General features: G+C 42.7%; 14 protein-coding genes. All 14 read left to right on the top strand.

From position 1 onward, the window contains the following. Positions 1-183: 183 nt before the first annotated feature. Entirely contained in the window at positions 184-768 is a 585-nt protein-coding gene (locus tag FN961_RS18595) for a hypothetical protein (RefSeq protein ID WP_144041680.1), read from the top strand. Positions 769-949: 181 nt separating this feature from the next. After that, the gene (locus FN961_RS26075; RefSeq protein ID WP_144041679.1) at positions 950-2920 is read left to right on the top strand and encodes a phage tail sheath C-terminal domain-containing protein; all 1971 of its coding nucleotides are present in this window, start codon (positions 950-952) and stop codon (positions 2918-2920) included. Positions 2921-3216: 296 nt separating this feature from the next. Next, positions 3217-3657, top strand: a complete 441-nt coding sequence (locus tag FN961_RS18585) for a phage tail protein (RefSeq protein ID WP_144041678.1) — start codon at positions 3217-3219, stop codon at positions 3655-3657. Positions 3658-3711: 54 nt separating this feature from the next. Continuing rightward, the gene (locus FN961_RS18580; RefSeq protein WP_144041677.1) at positions 3712-4362 is read left to right on the top strand and encodes a hypothetical protein; all 651 of its coding nucleotides are present in this window, start codon (positions 3712-3714) and stop codon (positions 4360-4362) included. Between the two features lie 46 nt (positions 4363-4408). Then, positions 4409-4975, top strand: a complete 567-nt coding sequence (locus FN961_RS18575) for a hypothetical protein (protein ID WP_144041676.1) — start codon at positions 4409-4411, stop codon at positions 4973-4975. A 31-nt stretch (positions 4976-5006) separates the two neighbouring features. Continuing rightward, positions 5007-5678: a phage tail protein gene (locus FN961_RS18570; protein WP_144041675.1), complete on the top strand. Its 672-nt coding sequence runs from the start codon at positions 5007-5009 to the stop codon at positions 5676-5678. Between the two features lie 16 nt (positions 5679-5694). Further along, positions 5695-5835: a hypothetical protein gene (locus FN961_RS25860; RefSeq protein ID WP_185972833.1), complete on the top strand. Its 141-nt coding sequence runs from the start codon at positions 5695-5697 to the stop codon at positions 5833-5835. A gap of 3 nt (positions 5836-5838) precedes the next feature. Continuing rightward, positions 5839-6498, top strand: a complete 660-nt coding sequence (locus FN961_RS18565; protein WP_144041674.1) for a CIS tube protein — start codon at positions 5839-5841, stop codon at positions 6496-6498. After that, positions 6499-8019 (top strand): hypothetical protein, encoded by a 1521-nt coding sequence (locus FN961_RS18560; protein WP_144041673.1) that lies wholly within the window; start codon positions 6499-6501, stop codon positions 8017-8019. Positions 8020-8046: 27 nt separating this feature from the next. Beyond that, the gene (locus tag FN961_RS18555; RefSeq protein ID WP_144041672.1) at positions 8047-8274 is read left to right on the top strand and encodes a hypothetical protein; all 228 of its coding nucleotides are present in this window, start codon (positions 8047-8049) and stop codon (positions 8272-8274) included. A gap of 27 nt (positions 8275-8301) precedes the next feature. Next, complete coding sequence (locus tag FN961_RS18550; RefSeq protein WP_144041671.1) at positions 8302-8700, top strand: GPW/gp25 family protein; 399 nt, start codon at positions 8302-8304, stop codon at positions 8698-8700. 129 nt (positions 8701-8829) lie between these two features. After that, positions 8830-9264 carry a hypothetical protein gene (locus FN961_RS18545; RefSeq protein WP_144041670.1) on the top strand — a complete coding sequence of 145 codons (435 nt, stop codon included), beginning with the start codon at positions 8830-8832 and terminating at the stop codon, positions 9262-9264. 50 nt (positions 9265-9314) lie between these two features. Then, entirely contained in the window at positions 9315-14066 is a 4752-nt protein-coding gene (locus tag FN961_RS18540; protein WP_144041669.1) for a baseplate J/gp47 family protein, read from the top strand. Between the two features lie 119 nt (positions 14067-14185). After that, positions 14186-15637 carry a tail fiber protein gene (locus tag FN961_RS18535; protein WP_144041668.1) on the top strand — a complete coding sequence of 484 codons (1452 nt, stop codon included), beginning with the start codon at positions 14186-14188 and terminating at the stop codon, positions 15635-15637. The last annotated feature ends 41 nt before the right edge of the window (positions 15638-15678 follow it).

Genomic DNA, 15678 nt, shown 5'->3' with positions numbered 1-15678 from the left:
TCAACATTATTAATGATTACTTGGTTGGTGTTTTTTTGAGCGCTCTGGCAAAGCCATTTAAATAGTAAACATCAATAATTTTTTTATACAAATGACCATGAGTTACATGAATAAAAATATATTATTAACTGTTAGTCCACATGGGACTGACCCGGCGAAGCTTATCTAAATCAGGATATAACCATGTTACTGGATCTAGAACTGTCACTGTCTGATTTTTTATCGAGTAGTTTAATTTCTCAATTTACATCGCTGATAATCAAGCCTCAGGCTATACCCACCCAAATTAATAATGACGAAGTGTCAATTTACATAAAAATGTCATCAGTACTTGAGAATAAAAGATTGAAAGGGGTTGGGGAAAAGGTTCGTGTTGATGAGCAACGAATGTTTCATCGAAGGCCAGCACCGCTATGGTTTGACAGTCAGTTTGAGTTGACTCCCAAGGTTGGCACGACGGCCTTATTGAGTGCCCCTTTTGTGGGGGAAGTCAGTACAACTGAGCAAGCGGAGCTGATGTTGATGACGGCCTTACTCCATGTGATTAGCGTGAATGAAGATATTCCCGTCGATTCTCTCAAAGGAAGTTTTTCCGGTGACGTACCGGAAAACAGCATAGATAGAATGGATATTGAAAAAGTTATAACGACAGAGAGTGAACCATTATCACTATTGGTCAATCTACGGGCTAGCATGCAAGTATTTGATGAAATAAGCCTAGCTAAACCAGCTGACAAGAAAATTATTAATGAGTCTGCAATAACATAAATACCAGATAGGAGTGATGTATTAGCAAAAGGCGTGAAAGATTAACAATGGGTAAAAGTTATATTTCTAATAAATCAATTCTATCTCTGATTTGAATATTGTCTATTCCATAACGCTATTAGCATTATTGTTTTTGATGCTCAGCTTGGATTCAAAAAGAGAAAGGTAAAGAGGAAAATTAATGGCACAATTAAAAACCCCAGGTGTTTATACCAAGGAAACACCGACCCTAGCACCTTCGGTCGCTGAAGTTGCAACAGCCATCCCTGTATTTATCGGTTATACCGAAAAAACACAGGAATTAGATGCCGACGGTCTCCCTCAGTTGGTTAGAGTGGGTTCCATGCTGGAATACAGGGAAGAGTTTGGCGCAGCTTATTTGGATCCTGCATATACAGTCAAAGTGAAAGGCTATGAGATCTTAGATATTCAAACACCAAAAACCAGTTATATGCTCTCCCCGTGTATGGAGTTTTTCTATAAAAACGGTGGTGGTGTCAGCTATGTTATTTCGCTGGGTACCTATGAAGATACTTTTGATAAAGCGAAATTTGAAGCTGCATTAAGAACGCTGGAAAAAACCGACGTTCCAACGCTTATCTGCTTAACTGATGCAGTTAATTTAGATCCCGATGATTACCATGATCTTATTCAACAATCACTGTTGCAGTGTGCCGGCATGGACAATCGTTTCTGTATTCTTGATGTACTCAATCAAGATAGAGATGGCAATACATATAGCATTGAAGATGCGGCAACTGCATTCCGTGAAAGTATTGGTAACAACAACCTCCAGTATGGGGCTGCATATTACCCCGATGTGCGTACCACATTAACCCATGCCTTTACCGATGAGTCCGTTAGGCTACTCGGTTATGACGACGATATTGCTCAGTATATTGCCAATCCCAATGGTGTTGCCTTCTATTTCCAGGGTGATGACAGTGTTATCCCTCAAGTAGAAGTGATCAATGCCACTGCGGACGGTGTAGCGGCCAGTTACAGTGCCACTGACACCAAGTTGACGTTGACGATTCCCAAAGATGCTGAAGGTATTACACCTGCCGATGCAATTAAACTTTGGAAAAAGGTGATTAAAGCTGAACGTAAGGGCTTTAACGTCGCGATTCAAGGCGGCGGTGATGCATTACTAACGCCCTTTGCTGTGCAAAGCATGGTGTATCACGAAGGGCGAGCTATTCAAGATGCTAATGGTCTTGGGGTGTTCTACCATGGTCCACTGAGTAGTAATGCGAAGGTAGTGGTAAGCAAAAGTAATACAACCACTGAATTTACTTTAACGCCGCAAACTACACCTGGCACTTCGGCTATCCTTGAGATCAAATTCAAGGAAAGCAGCCCGACCATGAAGGAGCTGATGAAGGCTTGGGATAAGGTCAAAGATAAGCAGTTGTTCACTATCAAGGCGATGGGCGATGGCACGACAGCAGTGACTGAGCAGGCTGAAACCCCACTCGAATTTGCGACCTCAGAGATTAAGCTCAAAGATATCAAGTTCGATAAAGGTGCGCTGTATAACGACATCCTCGCAGAGCTCAAACTCAAGCGTATGGTGCTGCCGCCATCAACAGGTATTGCGGGTATCTATGCCAATATCGACAGCACGTTTGGTGTGTGGCAAGCGCCGGCAAATACCGGTATTGCATCCGTCATTGAGCCTCAGCGTCGTTTGAATAACCGCGAGCAGGAAAACCTCAATGTGGATGTCAATGCAGGTAAGTCGATTAACGTTATCCGTAACTTTACCGGTAAAGGCAATCTGGTGTGGGGTGCTCGCACTCTGGCTGGTAACGACAATGAGTGGCGTTATGTCAATGTTCGTCGTCTGTTCAATATGGTCAAAGCGTCTTTGCAAAAGGCTACGGGCTTTGCGGTATTCCAGCCCAACACTCCGATCACTTGGCTGAAAGTTCGCGCCATGATGGAAAGTTATCTAGAAGATCTCTGGCAGGCTGGTGGCCTAGTGGGAGAAACCAAAGAGCAAGCCTTCTTTGTGCGGGTGGGAAAAGGTATCACCATGAACGAGCAGGATATTCTCGAAGGTAGAATGAAAATAGATGTCGGCCTAAGAGCGAGCCGTCCGGCGGAATTTATTGTGATCAACTTTACTCACTATGTACAAGATAACTAGACCTAGAATAGTCAATTCATGGCCTAGCCTATATTGATATTGTCCCGTGTTTACGGAAGCCCCGTTTTGCCTTTTACCATCTTGATTGTCAGCTTGTTCAAGATATCTGTTTAGCGCCATGTTCCCGGTTAATGTGTAAGCATCTTAGCTCCTAATATCATCTCTTTGAGAGTGTTAGATAGAGCGTTCTAGATAGAGCGTCTAGATAAAGATATAGAGTGAAAACTTAACCGTTAGGCAACAGCGCTGATGGATATCGGGTGGTAAAAGGCCTTTTATTTGATTGGAGTGAAACTATGGCATTACTTGCCTCTAATTACAGTGTGGAATTTGTCGAGCCGCTGGAAGGCGAAGATTCTCCCATTGTGTGCAAAAAAGTGTATGGCCTTAACCTGCGTCTCAATACTGCTCGCAGCGTAAACCAATATGGTGCCATTGAGAACATCGCCGGTGATATAGAGCCTGTGACCTTGACCCTAGAGCGTGGCGTAGGTAAGGGACTTAAAGGTTTATATGCCTGGTTCAAGCAGATCCGTGAAGGCAATCTTGATAAAAAAGAACTGCTTATCACCCTGTACAACAATGCTCAGAAAACCGATGAGCCTGCGGTGGTGTGGAAGATAAAACGGGCATTTCCGGTTGCTTTGCATGCTCCGGAGTGGAATATCGAAGAGAACAGTATCGCGGTAGAGAAGATTGAACTGATCGCCGAAGATCTGGAAGTGGAATTCCCTTAGGCCGTTAACGCCGGGGAAACCCGGCTTATTTTTCCATTGACGTAGAGATTGAATATGGCTGGTTATCAAAATTCATTTTTAAAGAATAGTTTCTTGCTTATATATGAAGGAGCGAAATCTAATGATAAGTACTTAAGCTTTCGTTTTGATAGCATTATTGATATGAAAGCCACTGTTGGATTAGGATTATACTTTGAAGGGACTGCAAAAATAATGTCCTATTCTTTAGGTCAATCAGATCCTGTAAAGCTAACATTAAGAAAAAATTTAAAGCTTAATGAGATTAATACTGTCAATGGCAAAGATACACCTGTAGAACAGTTTCCATTTGATGGAAGTCGTCGTCTAGAAGTAGAGTCAGAGCAATTGAAAAGCGAACAGTTTTCCGAAACTAGTATTTATGAATGGGGCGAAATAATTAATTCGGCAAGAGTGGATCGAGCAAGCTTAAGGATATTTGGAAAAATAGCAAAAAGTGAGTTTAAGAAAGGAACAAATGAAAACCCACGTCTAGGATTGAAAAATAATCAAGCAACTATTTCTGATAATGACTTTTCGGGTTTTGTTCAGCTATTGGAACTTAAAGGCTCATATCCTACGACTGCTTTAGTACACTCGTTTCGAGGACAGAACGTCGCAGATTTAGTATTAGTTGGAGATACGCTAATAACAAATGAATCATCTGAGTTTTTATTGACAAGGTAGTAGAGCATCCACAAGGGCGTCACTGATTAGAGAAAAAGGCTTCAGTATGGCATCAAAACCTACATTTACTCGAAATAGTTATCTTTTGATATATTTTAATCAAGATAATGGTCTCAATTATAGTTATCGATTTGATAATCTTGTTGGGATGAAAGCCACACTAGGGACGGGCCTATACTTTGAAGGGACTGCAAAAACAATGGCTTATTCAAAAGGCCAATCAAATCCTGTTGAATTCGTTTTTAGCAAAAAACTAACTCTGGAAGATAATAGCGTTTATGGGAAATATAATAATGTTCCATTTTCTGGAAAGCAGAGATTTAATGTAAATAATGGTGATGTATCAGAAGAGGAGTACCAAGAGAATAGCATTTTTGAATGGGCTAAAAGAATTAATGGAGCGGCAGTATCTAGAAGCAAGGCTGTAATATATTCAGAAGTTAGAGATAATATAAAAGACAGGCCAACCTATAAATTAGTTCCATTCTTAGAATTAACTGGAGCCTATCCAACTAGTGCTACTCTTGGGACTGGTTGGGGAGGGGTTAGGCTTGCCAAACTTACATTTAAATCTGATGCCTTTAAAGCAAATGCTAAAGCTAAATTTAAGTGAATATAAGAGTAGTATATAACTAGGAGTTAATATGCCTTTTAATGGCCAATATTATGGAGGGCAGCAACTAAGTATAAATCAAGTTCCTCCCTCTGGATGTTATTTTGATGTGACTTTTTACCCATGGTATCTGAACCCTTTTAAATTGGTGAAGTTAACGAGTGGAATAAAAGGTAAAACCCAGAGAGATCAAGGTTCAATACTTATTTCAAAGTTAGCTCTTATCGGTTCGTTAACAGCTTCATCTTTTATTGCAAGAGGGGCGGGGACAGAGGGAGAATCGAATGATGCTTTATCATTTTTATCCTCCTTAGGTGCTAACCCTGTAGATTTTAGATTTAACAAAGTGTCAAATATAAAGGTTGAAACTGAGACTGATAATATTTATCCAGGTGGCAATAATACAGAAGTGTTGGTCTTACCAAAAAGAGTAAAACATGGTTTGTTATCATTTAGTCGAGGGATATTTATCGGTTCTCCACTAACATTGGAAACAAACATTGCAATGACTCTATTTCAGATGATTCCTGGCGATGCTTTGGTAACGTTATTAAATCCTAATTTGGAACCTATGCAGGCATGGTTTTATCGTAATGCATATCCAGTGTCATGGTCTAATAAAGACTTATGGGCGGATGATAATAGTGTTTCGATAGAAACAATTAAAATGGCTTATAGTCATATGGTTCCTATCCGTATTTAATGTTATTGGAGTTGCTATGATCGAAGTTAGAGAGTTATTAATTAAGGCCGTAGTAAATCAACCTAAAGAGTTAGTTAATAGACGGGAGGGAAACAAGTCATTGGATATTGACGATGAGTATATTCGAAAACTCCTTGAACAACAGAAAGAGAGATAACTTATGGCTTTGCAGTTGATTACATCAGCAATGGATGGAATAAAGGGAATAAAAGAGTCTACGCTTGAAGTTAGAGCTTTTAGTGACAAAGCAAGAAAGAACAGAATTCCAGATGGTGGGTTTCGTGCTCAAATATCTCCTGCATCCCTAGTTGTTGAGTACAAAAATAATATTGAAGGTCTTCCAGGAATTAACTCTGTTGGTGCTGAATTGGAATTTAATTTTATCGAGTCAAAGGTTATTAAGTTTAAGCTTATTTTGACTAACTCTAGTGTTTTTCATTACTCAGGAAAGAGTGTTTTCAATTTAAGTAACCAATATTTTAAAGATGGTGGCAAGATACCAAATACAGATGGTGAAGTTCTTGCTCTCAATGATATTAAAGGGAAAGGGGGGACTGTTGTAGAGGGAGTTGAACGGTTTATTAATCTTACAACACAGCAATCTCTTAAGATTCAATCGTCAACAGATCCTCAGGCTGTGTACCTTGGGCTAGTCTGGGGAGATATATTTAGCAAGGCTAATAACCAAATAGGTGGTACCAAGAGAAATAATGTCCATCCTTGTTATCTCGAAAGTGTGGCTGTTAATTATAGTCAATTTAGTCCATTTGGTTCACCTCTGCGAGCGGAATTAGATTGTGTTTTTAAAGAGGATGGATAAATGGGTGCGTTGCAAATAAATTTATATATTGGAAATAATGGAAGTGAAGAAAGTAAAACAAAGCTGCCGATTGAATCGATTGAAGCTACCCGTGAAGTAAACAAAATCCCTTCTCTGAGTCTCATTCTGTTGGATGCTCACTCTAAATTTAACGATGAAGGTATTAGATTAGGAACTAAAATATTTCTTGATGCTAGTTTAGATCAAGCCATATTAACATTCTCTGGTGCTGTTGCTGGGATTGAGTTTTCTAAAAATTCTGAGCAGCAGAAAGTGACCTTATTAATAAAGCCAGATATCAGAGCAATGACAAGTCGGGTAGAGACTAGGGTTCATAAGCCCGATCCAGACAAAGAGCTAAGTTTTTATCAATATAATTCTTCTAATTGGGATTTCTTGGTGTCCTTGGCTGATATGCATAGTCGTTGGGTGGTACCTGAGAGCATTGGAGATGATATTGGTGTTAAATATTATTTTGAGAATAATGAAGGAAAAGGAATTTATGGCACGGAGTTGGATCCGGGGATTTTTGTTACTTTAGCCGCTAAAGGGGAGGTCGTTTATGTCAATCAGGCTGAAGGTGAGAGCCGCGTGATTGATGAAGTTGAACCTGAAGATAGTAGCCAGCCTTATAAACTCTTTGGCATTGACTCCCAAAGTCAGTTAATTGAAATTGTATCTAATCAAACTGCTGGTAGTTTATATGGAGAAATCTTTATTCCAGGCAGTCGTAATGACCTAGCTAAAGAGGCTGATCCAAGTCTACCTGATCCGATTAAAAATCGAGTGTTGGAACTATTTAATCATGAGGCGAGCTTTGTTGCCGATAGTGTCAGAGTTAATCAGTTCATTACCGACGAAAAATTGGCCTTGGCCAGACACTGGAAAGCTAAACATGCATTTAATCGAGGGTTTGCAAAGTATTCAAATCATGATTTTGTGGATAAAGGACAATATCTAAAAGATGAAAAAGGGAAGGGGATTGTTCTCTTTTTAGGGCGGAAGCTACATGTGGGGGATGCGTTAAAAAATGATGTATTAACAGGTCAAGATAAGTTGGGTGACAGTAAATTCATTTCAAGAGTAACCCGAATTAAACACAAAATTAATGCGGAAGGTTGGGTAACTGATGTTGGTTGGGGAGTTCCCAAAGAATTTCATACACAACAATATCCAGGTATTCATGCTGCACCAGCTTTTAATATGATGCCCGGTGTATCGGGGATTCAAGTAGGTGTTATTCAGGAAGGAAATTACGACAAGAGTAAGCTGGTAGGCTCTTTGGTTAAAGTAAGGCTTGCTAAGCAGGAGTTTCCTGTGTTGGCTAAAGTGCTAGGTGTACGTACCAAACAGGATTCTCGGATATTCCTTCCTGAGATTGAACCTTTCATTCCTCAGTATTTTAAAAATGATGTGGTGCTGGTGTCATTTATTAATCAAAGTCCTGACAGCACAGTAGTTTTAGGAAAGCTTGCTATGACAAAGCAAGAGTCTGATGAAGTTAAAGATAAGGGTATTTAATTATTTCAATGAATTAGGGAGGATATTGTGTCTCAGAATTATCTAAATTTTTACCTTGATGACGAGTCGATAGAGCAAAAAATCCAATTTGTTTATCTTGCTCCAGATAAATCTTACGCTGAGCGTAAAATATACTTAAGTTATGATGGCAACACCGATACATTAACCTTGTCAGCTAAAAAAATACAGATATTTACCGATGAGCTGAGTGTTGATAAACACAATAAAGCGCCTAAACCTTCTGAGCCAGAATAAGTTATTTGAACAATATAGGAGTCTATTATGAGTCAGGATATTGGCTGGTCGTTTCCACCTGTGTTTGAACGTGATACTCGGGTTAGCCGCATGCATTCAGGCTTGGGAAATTTGGCCAAATGCATGAAGATCATGCTGGCGACTCAACCGGGGGAGCGTAATCAACAAGCGGGCTATGGCAGTGACTTGAGTGGTTTGGCCTTCGACAGCCTCTCCTATGAGCTGCTAGAAGAGGCGGAGCAAACCATAGACAGTTCCATTTCTAGTTATGAGCCCCGCATTGGGATCCATGATATTCAAGTGACGCCAGATCCACAGGTGGATGGCAAACTCATAGTGCAGGTGGAATACAGTAACAAAGAGGGAGAAGGAGCGGTAACTCAGATCCCACTGAATATTCATTCCAGCTTACCGGTAGAGTTTTAAGCCTTTTACTTCGGTATTGATGAAGACTAAATCATCTATTTGAGAGCGATCTACATCATCTCCCTGTAAGCTCACATCATGATTCTCAATCATTGATATCGACCCATTATTTATCTGGGGCAGACTTTTATGCTAGATACCCTTATTCAATCCAGCGATGAGATCCATATCAAACCCACGGACTTTCCTGGATTACAATTAACTAAACCAGTGATTCTGTCCCTTAAGGGTACAGGCCCTATGTCGGTTGATGGGCAGCAGGTCTGCATTAAAGATGATGTTGATAAGTTCAAAAAAATCGGTGTAGTTTATAACAGTAATAACTTTCAGGCTGGCTTTGGCACTATAACCCTAGACAGTGGCACACTCACCTATGCCAGTAATGCCGTTGGCAATGACAAGAAAAAGTTGGTGCTTAAAGGGCAAAATTTTGTTGCCAAGTTTACGGTTGATCTGCCGGCGATAGACCCCGCTAGCGGCAGTCCACATCCGGTCAAAGAAGTGCCAAATCCCAATGCCAGTTTCTTATTAAAAGCCAGTTTTATGCATATCCAGATGGCTTGAACACCCGCTAATTTTCTATTTATCCTAATTAACCTTCGGATCACGTCACTATGAAATCATCCCTCGCCATTGCTCGCAATGGTACCCAAGAGTATGAACGTTTGGCCGCTGAACTCAGTGCTGAATACGTATCAGTGGAAGAGCGCTCGGTTGAGCAGCAGTTGGCTTTGATGCAAAAGTTGGCCTCCCATATTCGCTTTTTCAATCAGGACAACGAGGTTGAGGGAGATTGGAGTGGCTTGTTTGAGTCAGACTCTGCTGACATGCTCGCCTATCTGGATGCGCCAGAGTCTCTTGCAGTCGATAAACTGAGCAGTAATAGCGAGCAAAGGGCACAGCTTGATCGTCTTGGGCAGTTAAGTCAGCCGCAACGAGTGCTGGTGTATATCTTTCTGCGCATGAGTCAGGTGATACGCAGCCAATTTAATCAACTGACCCAACGCCATCTGGATTTTTATTATCGTCAAGTGTTGCAGTTGTCGCCCTCAACCGGTAAGCCGGATTCAGTGCACCTGACTTGCGCCGTTGCCGATGGTACCGATGGCACGACCTTAACTCAGGGAACCCTGTTTTCTGGTGGCTCTGACAATCAAGGGTTACCAGTTCAGTATGCGTTGGATGATAACTATCAACTGAACAGAGCCCAGATTAGTCAGGTGAAGACCCTGCGGGTGAGCCGCGAATATCAAAGTCTTAATCAGATGCGTCAGTTATATAAAAACGGCTTTGAAGTGATTATGCGTTGGGCGTTGGGGCAGTACTTTCAGGGCGATCAACTGCCAGCTTATCCCTTGGGACGTTATTTTGATAGCCGAGTTGATATTGCTGACTTGCTGGAAAAATATCAGGCTTGGAGCAGCAATACTCCGCCGGCAGTTGAAGGCTCACCTGAGCAGCTGGAATATAAGAATTACATTGAAGTGGTATTGGGTTTTGCGGCTGTAGATGAGTTTAACGATGTGATGGCAGTGTATGCCCAAGCGGAAGACTCTGGTAGGCCTCATCCCGATGAATCTCAGTGGATTGCGGCCACAGAGAAGATAGACACGGCCTTTAATCTGCGCTGGCAGCGCAAGGAGATGCAACAATTAGTAGAGATTTATCGATCTTCAGCCAGAGGCGAGAAGGGCAGATTACACACTCTGTTTGAATATGTGTTTGGCCAACCCTTGCCCGGCGATCGCTTACCAGCAATGCCATCAACCACAGACGATCTAGAGTCCCTGTATGAGCAACTCAGCGATACCAGTAAAAAAGAGACTGACAAGTATAAACTGGCTGGCCGTTACATCGGTTCTCTGGGCATGAGCGTGGCGGACTTTCTGTTTGTCTATGGTATGCATGAAGCGTCTGCAGCTTTATATGAAATGCAACTGCGGCAGATTTTAGACCCAAATCAAGATGTGCAAACCTCCTGGTTTCGTTTTTTCAAAAAGTTTCAACGCTTGGAGATGCAAGGACGCAGTAAGCAACTGCCTCGAGTGGGTCGTTGGGATATCCGCAATATGTTGCCTAATACTGATGTTAAGCTTGATGGCGGCGTTGCAGCATTTGGGGTGGCAGATAACCATCAAGCCTCGGAAAACTACTATGGGCCAGGTTTGGCGGTCGTTTCCTCTTTGCTGCATATGGAGGAAGGTGAACGGCATGTTCATCTAGAAATTGCTTGTAAGCAAAAAGATTTCCCAATGGATGACCTATTGCTGGCCAAATCTCGTAATAAACTGCATTTTCAGCTGCAACTCAGTGGCGCAGATGGCTGGCAGACTTTGAATACTCAGGCCAATGCTGAAACTGTTGATTTTGCTGTGGCAAACATCGGTAACGACCTTATCGCGGCCTACAATTCTGACCAACTGAGTTTGGTGGTAGCATTAAGTGATGTTAAACCTGTACTGTTCGGTGAATACCTCATTTTCACTGATGGTTCCATTTGGCAGGTGGTGGGTTTTGGTAACGATACCCTGGCGGGCGTCCAGCAACTTCGGCTTAAGTATTTAAGCCAGGTAGAGGGGTTATCGAACGAACGAACCTTGCGTTTACCACAATTGGACTTTGTGCAGGAAGCGACCAGTTTAACCACGTTAACTTATGCGGCAAGTAAACAGCAGGTGTCACTGCAAACTGAGGATGAAGGCTTCGGTAGTGCGCCGGAGGTGATCGAGCAAGGGGATTACCTAGTGCTGAACTCAGGTTTGGTATTACTGGTGACTCAGCTGACCGAAGAGGGCCGTAAAGCCAAAGTGACCTCACTAGGCTATATGCCTGAGGTCGTCATGACGAGCTTAAATGGTAACAGCAGTGGGCAAAATCATTATCGTTTTACTTCACTCGCGTTTAAAGAGTCAGATGTGCTGGGTAAGTTAGAGCATCAGCGTCTGCTTGGGGAAGCCGTCGACGGCGGCGTGACATTCAATAGTCGGGATATTGATCGTCTGATCCGTTTTCCCAATGGCCTGAGTTTTAAGATCAGGCACTTAGTCGATGCAGCTGATGACAAAGATGAAACCGATCCTGACAAACCTTATCATCAAGCGTTACTGGACGCTTTACCGACTGAAACTGGTTCAGGTATTGATCTTCGAATTAAGAAATTTAATACCTTTCCTGGGTTTATCTTTGATATCAAATTGGACTCGACACAACCGTCGGTCACGCCCGCTGCAAAAAGTGAAGCGATACCGGGTTTTGCTCCCACTGAAGCGGTGTTGAGGGTACAAGTCGCCAGCGTGATTGATAGTAGTAGTGCCAATGGTGCCATCGATATGGCCTATGAATACCTTAAAGATATCCGTCTGCACAATGTTACTCTTAATGTTGAAGTAAAAGGGCTCACCAATCTGCAGTTGGCAAATGATGATTCTACGCTGGCGGTTGGCCAGCCATTTGAACCTTTTGGTTCGCAGCCCTATATTGGTTCTGCGCTCTATTTTAGTCACTACGAATTAGCTCGTAAACAGCTGGATAATATCTCACTGAATATGCAGTGGGTGGATCTGCCAGGGAGCTTGAATAACCATTATCAAGCGTATCGTTCTGCTTACCCAGCTCAAGTGCCTAGTTTGACTAACTCGGCGTTTCAGGTCGGCATGGAGATGTTTAATCAAAGAGCCTGGATAGATCAAAACAAAGATAAGCTGTTGTTTAATACTGATGCGGAAGACACCAGTCATATTCGTATTGAGCAAGGGTTTAAACACAGTGCTTATGATTTTTTACCTGACTACTCACCCACGCCACCTGCTTCTCCGTTAGAGAGTGAGCGCTATTTTAAGTTATCGCTACAGTCTCCTGATTTTCAGCACAAGCTCTATCCCCATGTACTGCGAAAGTTGGGCTTGGAAACCGCTCAAAGTGAAGGTGCTGAATTGCCGCTGATTAATGAGCCTTATACTCCTAAAGTGAAGCTATTTACTGTGGATTATCAGGCCAGTGAAATCATTGCACCGTCATTGAATGAGCAAGATGAACATGCATTTCTGGCTCATTTACACCCTTTTGGCGGGGTTAATCTGAATAAGGTATTGGATCCTAATCGTCCTCAGGATGGTGTACGTTTGGTGCCGGGGTTTGATGAAGAGGGGTATCTCTACCTTGGGTTGAAAGATGCCCGTCCCAATGATGAAATATCCATTCTGGTGCAAGTACAGACAGGCTCAGGGGAACCTAATTTGGATACCCCGAGATTGCACTGGTATTACCGTAATCAAACTGGACTGGCGTCGTTGCCAGCTGAAAATCTGCTTCATGACACGACCAAGTCAATGAGTTTTTCAGGCCTTATCAGGGTGAGGTTGCCAGCTGATGCAACCTTAGATGGTCCGATTCTGCCCGGTGAGCACCATTGGCTTGCGGTGCAGGTGAAAAACAATGCCGATGCGGCAGCAAAAATACTGGCGATTAAAACCCAAACGGTAACCGCGCGAAGAACAAACCCGATAAGTGCTGGTAGTAGCGCGATTTTACCCGCCGGTACAGTGTCCAGCTTGGTGCAGTCCAATAGTGCTATTTCATCGGTGAGTCAAGCTTATGATTCTTTTGGTGGTTTAGCTTCGGCCAACGACAAAGAGTATAACCGCGATGCCAGTGAGCGATTGAGACACAGAAACCGAGCCGTTAACTTTTGGGATTATGAAAGATTGACCTTGAGTCGTTTTCCACAACTGAGGCAGGTGAAGTGCTTGACCAGTGGCGAAGTGCCCAAAGCACCGCTGAATCAGATCTCCATGATGGTGATACCTGAGCTTAGTCAACAGCAACTCGATGGGGTTCTTGAGCCTGCTGCATCAGCTGATTTGCTGGAGCAGATCCGCCAAAGCCTGAGTGAAGTTGCGCCGCCAGAGGTGGATATTAAGGTCAAAAACCCGGTTTTTCAACAGTTGAAATTCAGAGTGGCTGTGCGTTTTAATCCGGGGTTTGGCCCTGGAATATTCAGTGCAGAAGTGGTCAAACAGATAAAGCGCTTGCTGACCCCTTGGGCTGATGCAGAGGCTACACCGCTGCAATTTGGCAATAGATTACATTTTTCTGAGGTGATAAATCATCTCGAACGTCAGCCCTATGTGGATTATGTCGCCGCCCTGAAATGTTTCAAACGAGTGACGCTGTTTCCTGACTCTGAAGAGGAGCGGCAAGTGTTTCAGGAAGTGGAGGGTAAATCTATTCAGGTTCAACGGCCTGATGCCTTGTTGGTGTCTGACACTAGCCATAGAGTTGACATTATCGCCAGTGAACATTTTGCGCCGGAAGATTACATGGGCGTGGGTTACATGGTGATTGGCCTAGATAATATTGTGCAGTAATGTTCGCACTGACTTAATTACGTTGATTTAATCACGTCAACTTTCACCTATTTATACTTCTGTTCTCTACAACCTTCAATTGACCTTAATACTGATCATCTTTTAATAAAGGCAGCCCAATGACTGTAAAAAATCGTCGTGAACTGAAACAAAAATACCGCACTGGTGCTCAGCCAACCGCCCAGGATTATGCTGATCTGATTGATTCCGGTTTTAACGCCGTCGATGATGGCATATTTAAACCCATAGAGCCTCATCTGCCTTTGCGGATCAAAGGCAATGGCAGCAGCTTGAGTGTACTGGACCTTTATGATGACGCTACCCACAACTGGCGATTCGGACTCATGTCGGGTATCGATTCAGGCTTTAATATTGCCGATGCGGCCGGCAGTAGTCACCTATTTATGGAGTCAGGCTCAGGTAACTTAGGTTTGGGGTCGACTAAACCTAAGGCAAAACTGCACATTAATCAAAGTGCAGCCTTGGGGGATGCACTTTATGTGCAGGATTCAGCTGCAGATTTGACCCCCACTCGGATCAGTAATGCGGGTCATTTCTATATCTCATCTCTTAAGGATGGTGAAGATGGTGGCCCTCTTAAAGATGCTTCACTTTATGTGAATGGTGATTTCCATTTGGTGGATGAAACCAGTGACAAGAGCTACCTGCATGTGAATAAAAAAGGCGTCATGAGTGTTAACGGTGAGGCTGTTGGCAATGCGCCATTTTTTCAGGTGAATTGCGGCAGCAAGTTTGTTGGGGATGTCCTTATCACTGGTAAGTTAACTGTTGAACAGCAAATGGAAATCAAAGCGACTGTCGGTGCTGATGGGCAAACTATTAAATTGGGTGATTCAATTGGTGATCAGGTTGAAGTTCCTGGGAAATTAAATTCAGGAACGTCTCAACCTTTGCAGATCAATGATTCGATTCAGCTTAATGAAACACACAGTGTTAGCAAGATTTCAAATAATTTGATCGCCAATAACAGTAATCCAGCTGTTGATACTTTATTGACTGAGTTCGCCATTCATCAGGTTTTGCCTAGAGGCAGCATAATTATGTGGTCAGGTTCCAATGTACCGTCGGGCTGGGCTTTGTGTGATGGTCAGAGTAATACCCCAGATTTAAGAGGACGCTTTATTATTTGTGCGGGGCAAGGAAATAGTCTAACAAATCGTCCACTTGGGGTTGGAGGTGGAGCAGAGCAAGTCACTTTATCTATGGCAAATATGCCAGCCCATAAACATGATGTTTCAGACTCTGGGCACAATCATGGTGTCAATGATTCAGGGCACGGGCATAGTATTTATGATCCTGGTCATAGTCACTATCTTGATCTGGATGATAGCGGCGGTGGTGGTGGTGTTGATGATGCAGGAGAGAGTAGTGAAGGTGGAACCTCAACGAGCGGCTCTACAACTGGAATTAGCATCAATTCGTCAACAACAGGTATAACACTTGATAGTGCTAGAGCATCAATCTCTGAAACCTCAAAAGGTAATGGTCAGGCTTTCTCTAATCTACCACCTTTTTATTCGTTGGCATTTTTAATGAAGATGACAGGATAAAGAGTATTCATTTCTATCTTCGAAAAGCTTTGAATATCACC

It is taken from the genome of Shewanella hanedai (assembly GCF_007197645.1).
Lineage (GTDB): Bacteria > Pseudomonadota > Gammaproteobacteria > Enterobacterales > Shewanellaceae > Shewanella > Shewanella hanedai.
The sequence above is the reverse complement of the archived record's forward strand: the minus strand, read 5'-3'. Positions and strand labels throughout refer to the sequence as shown.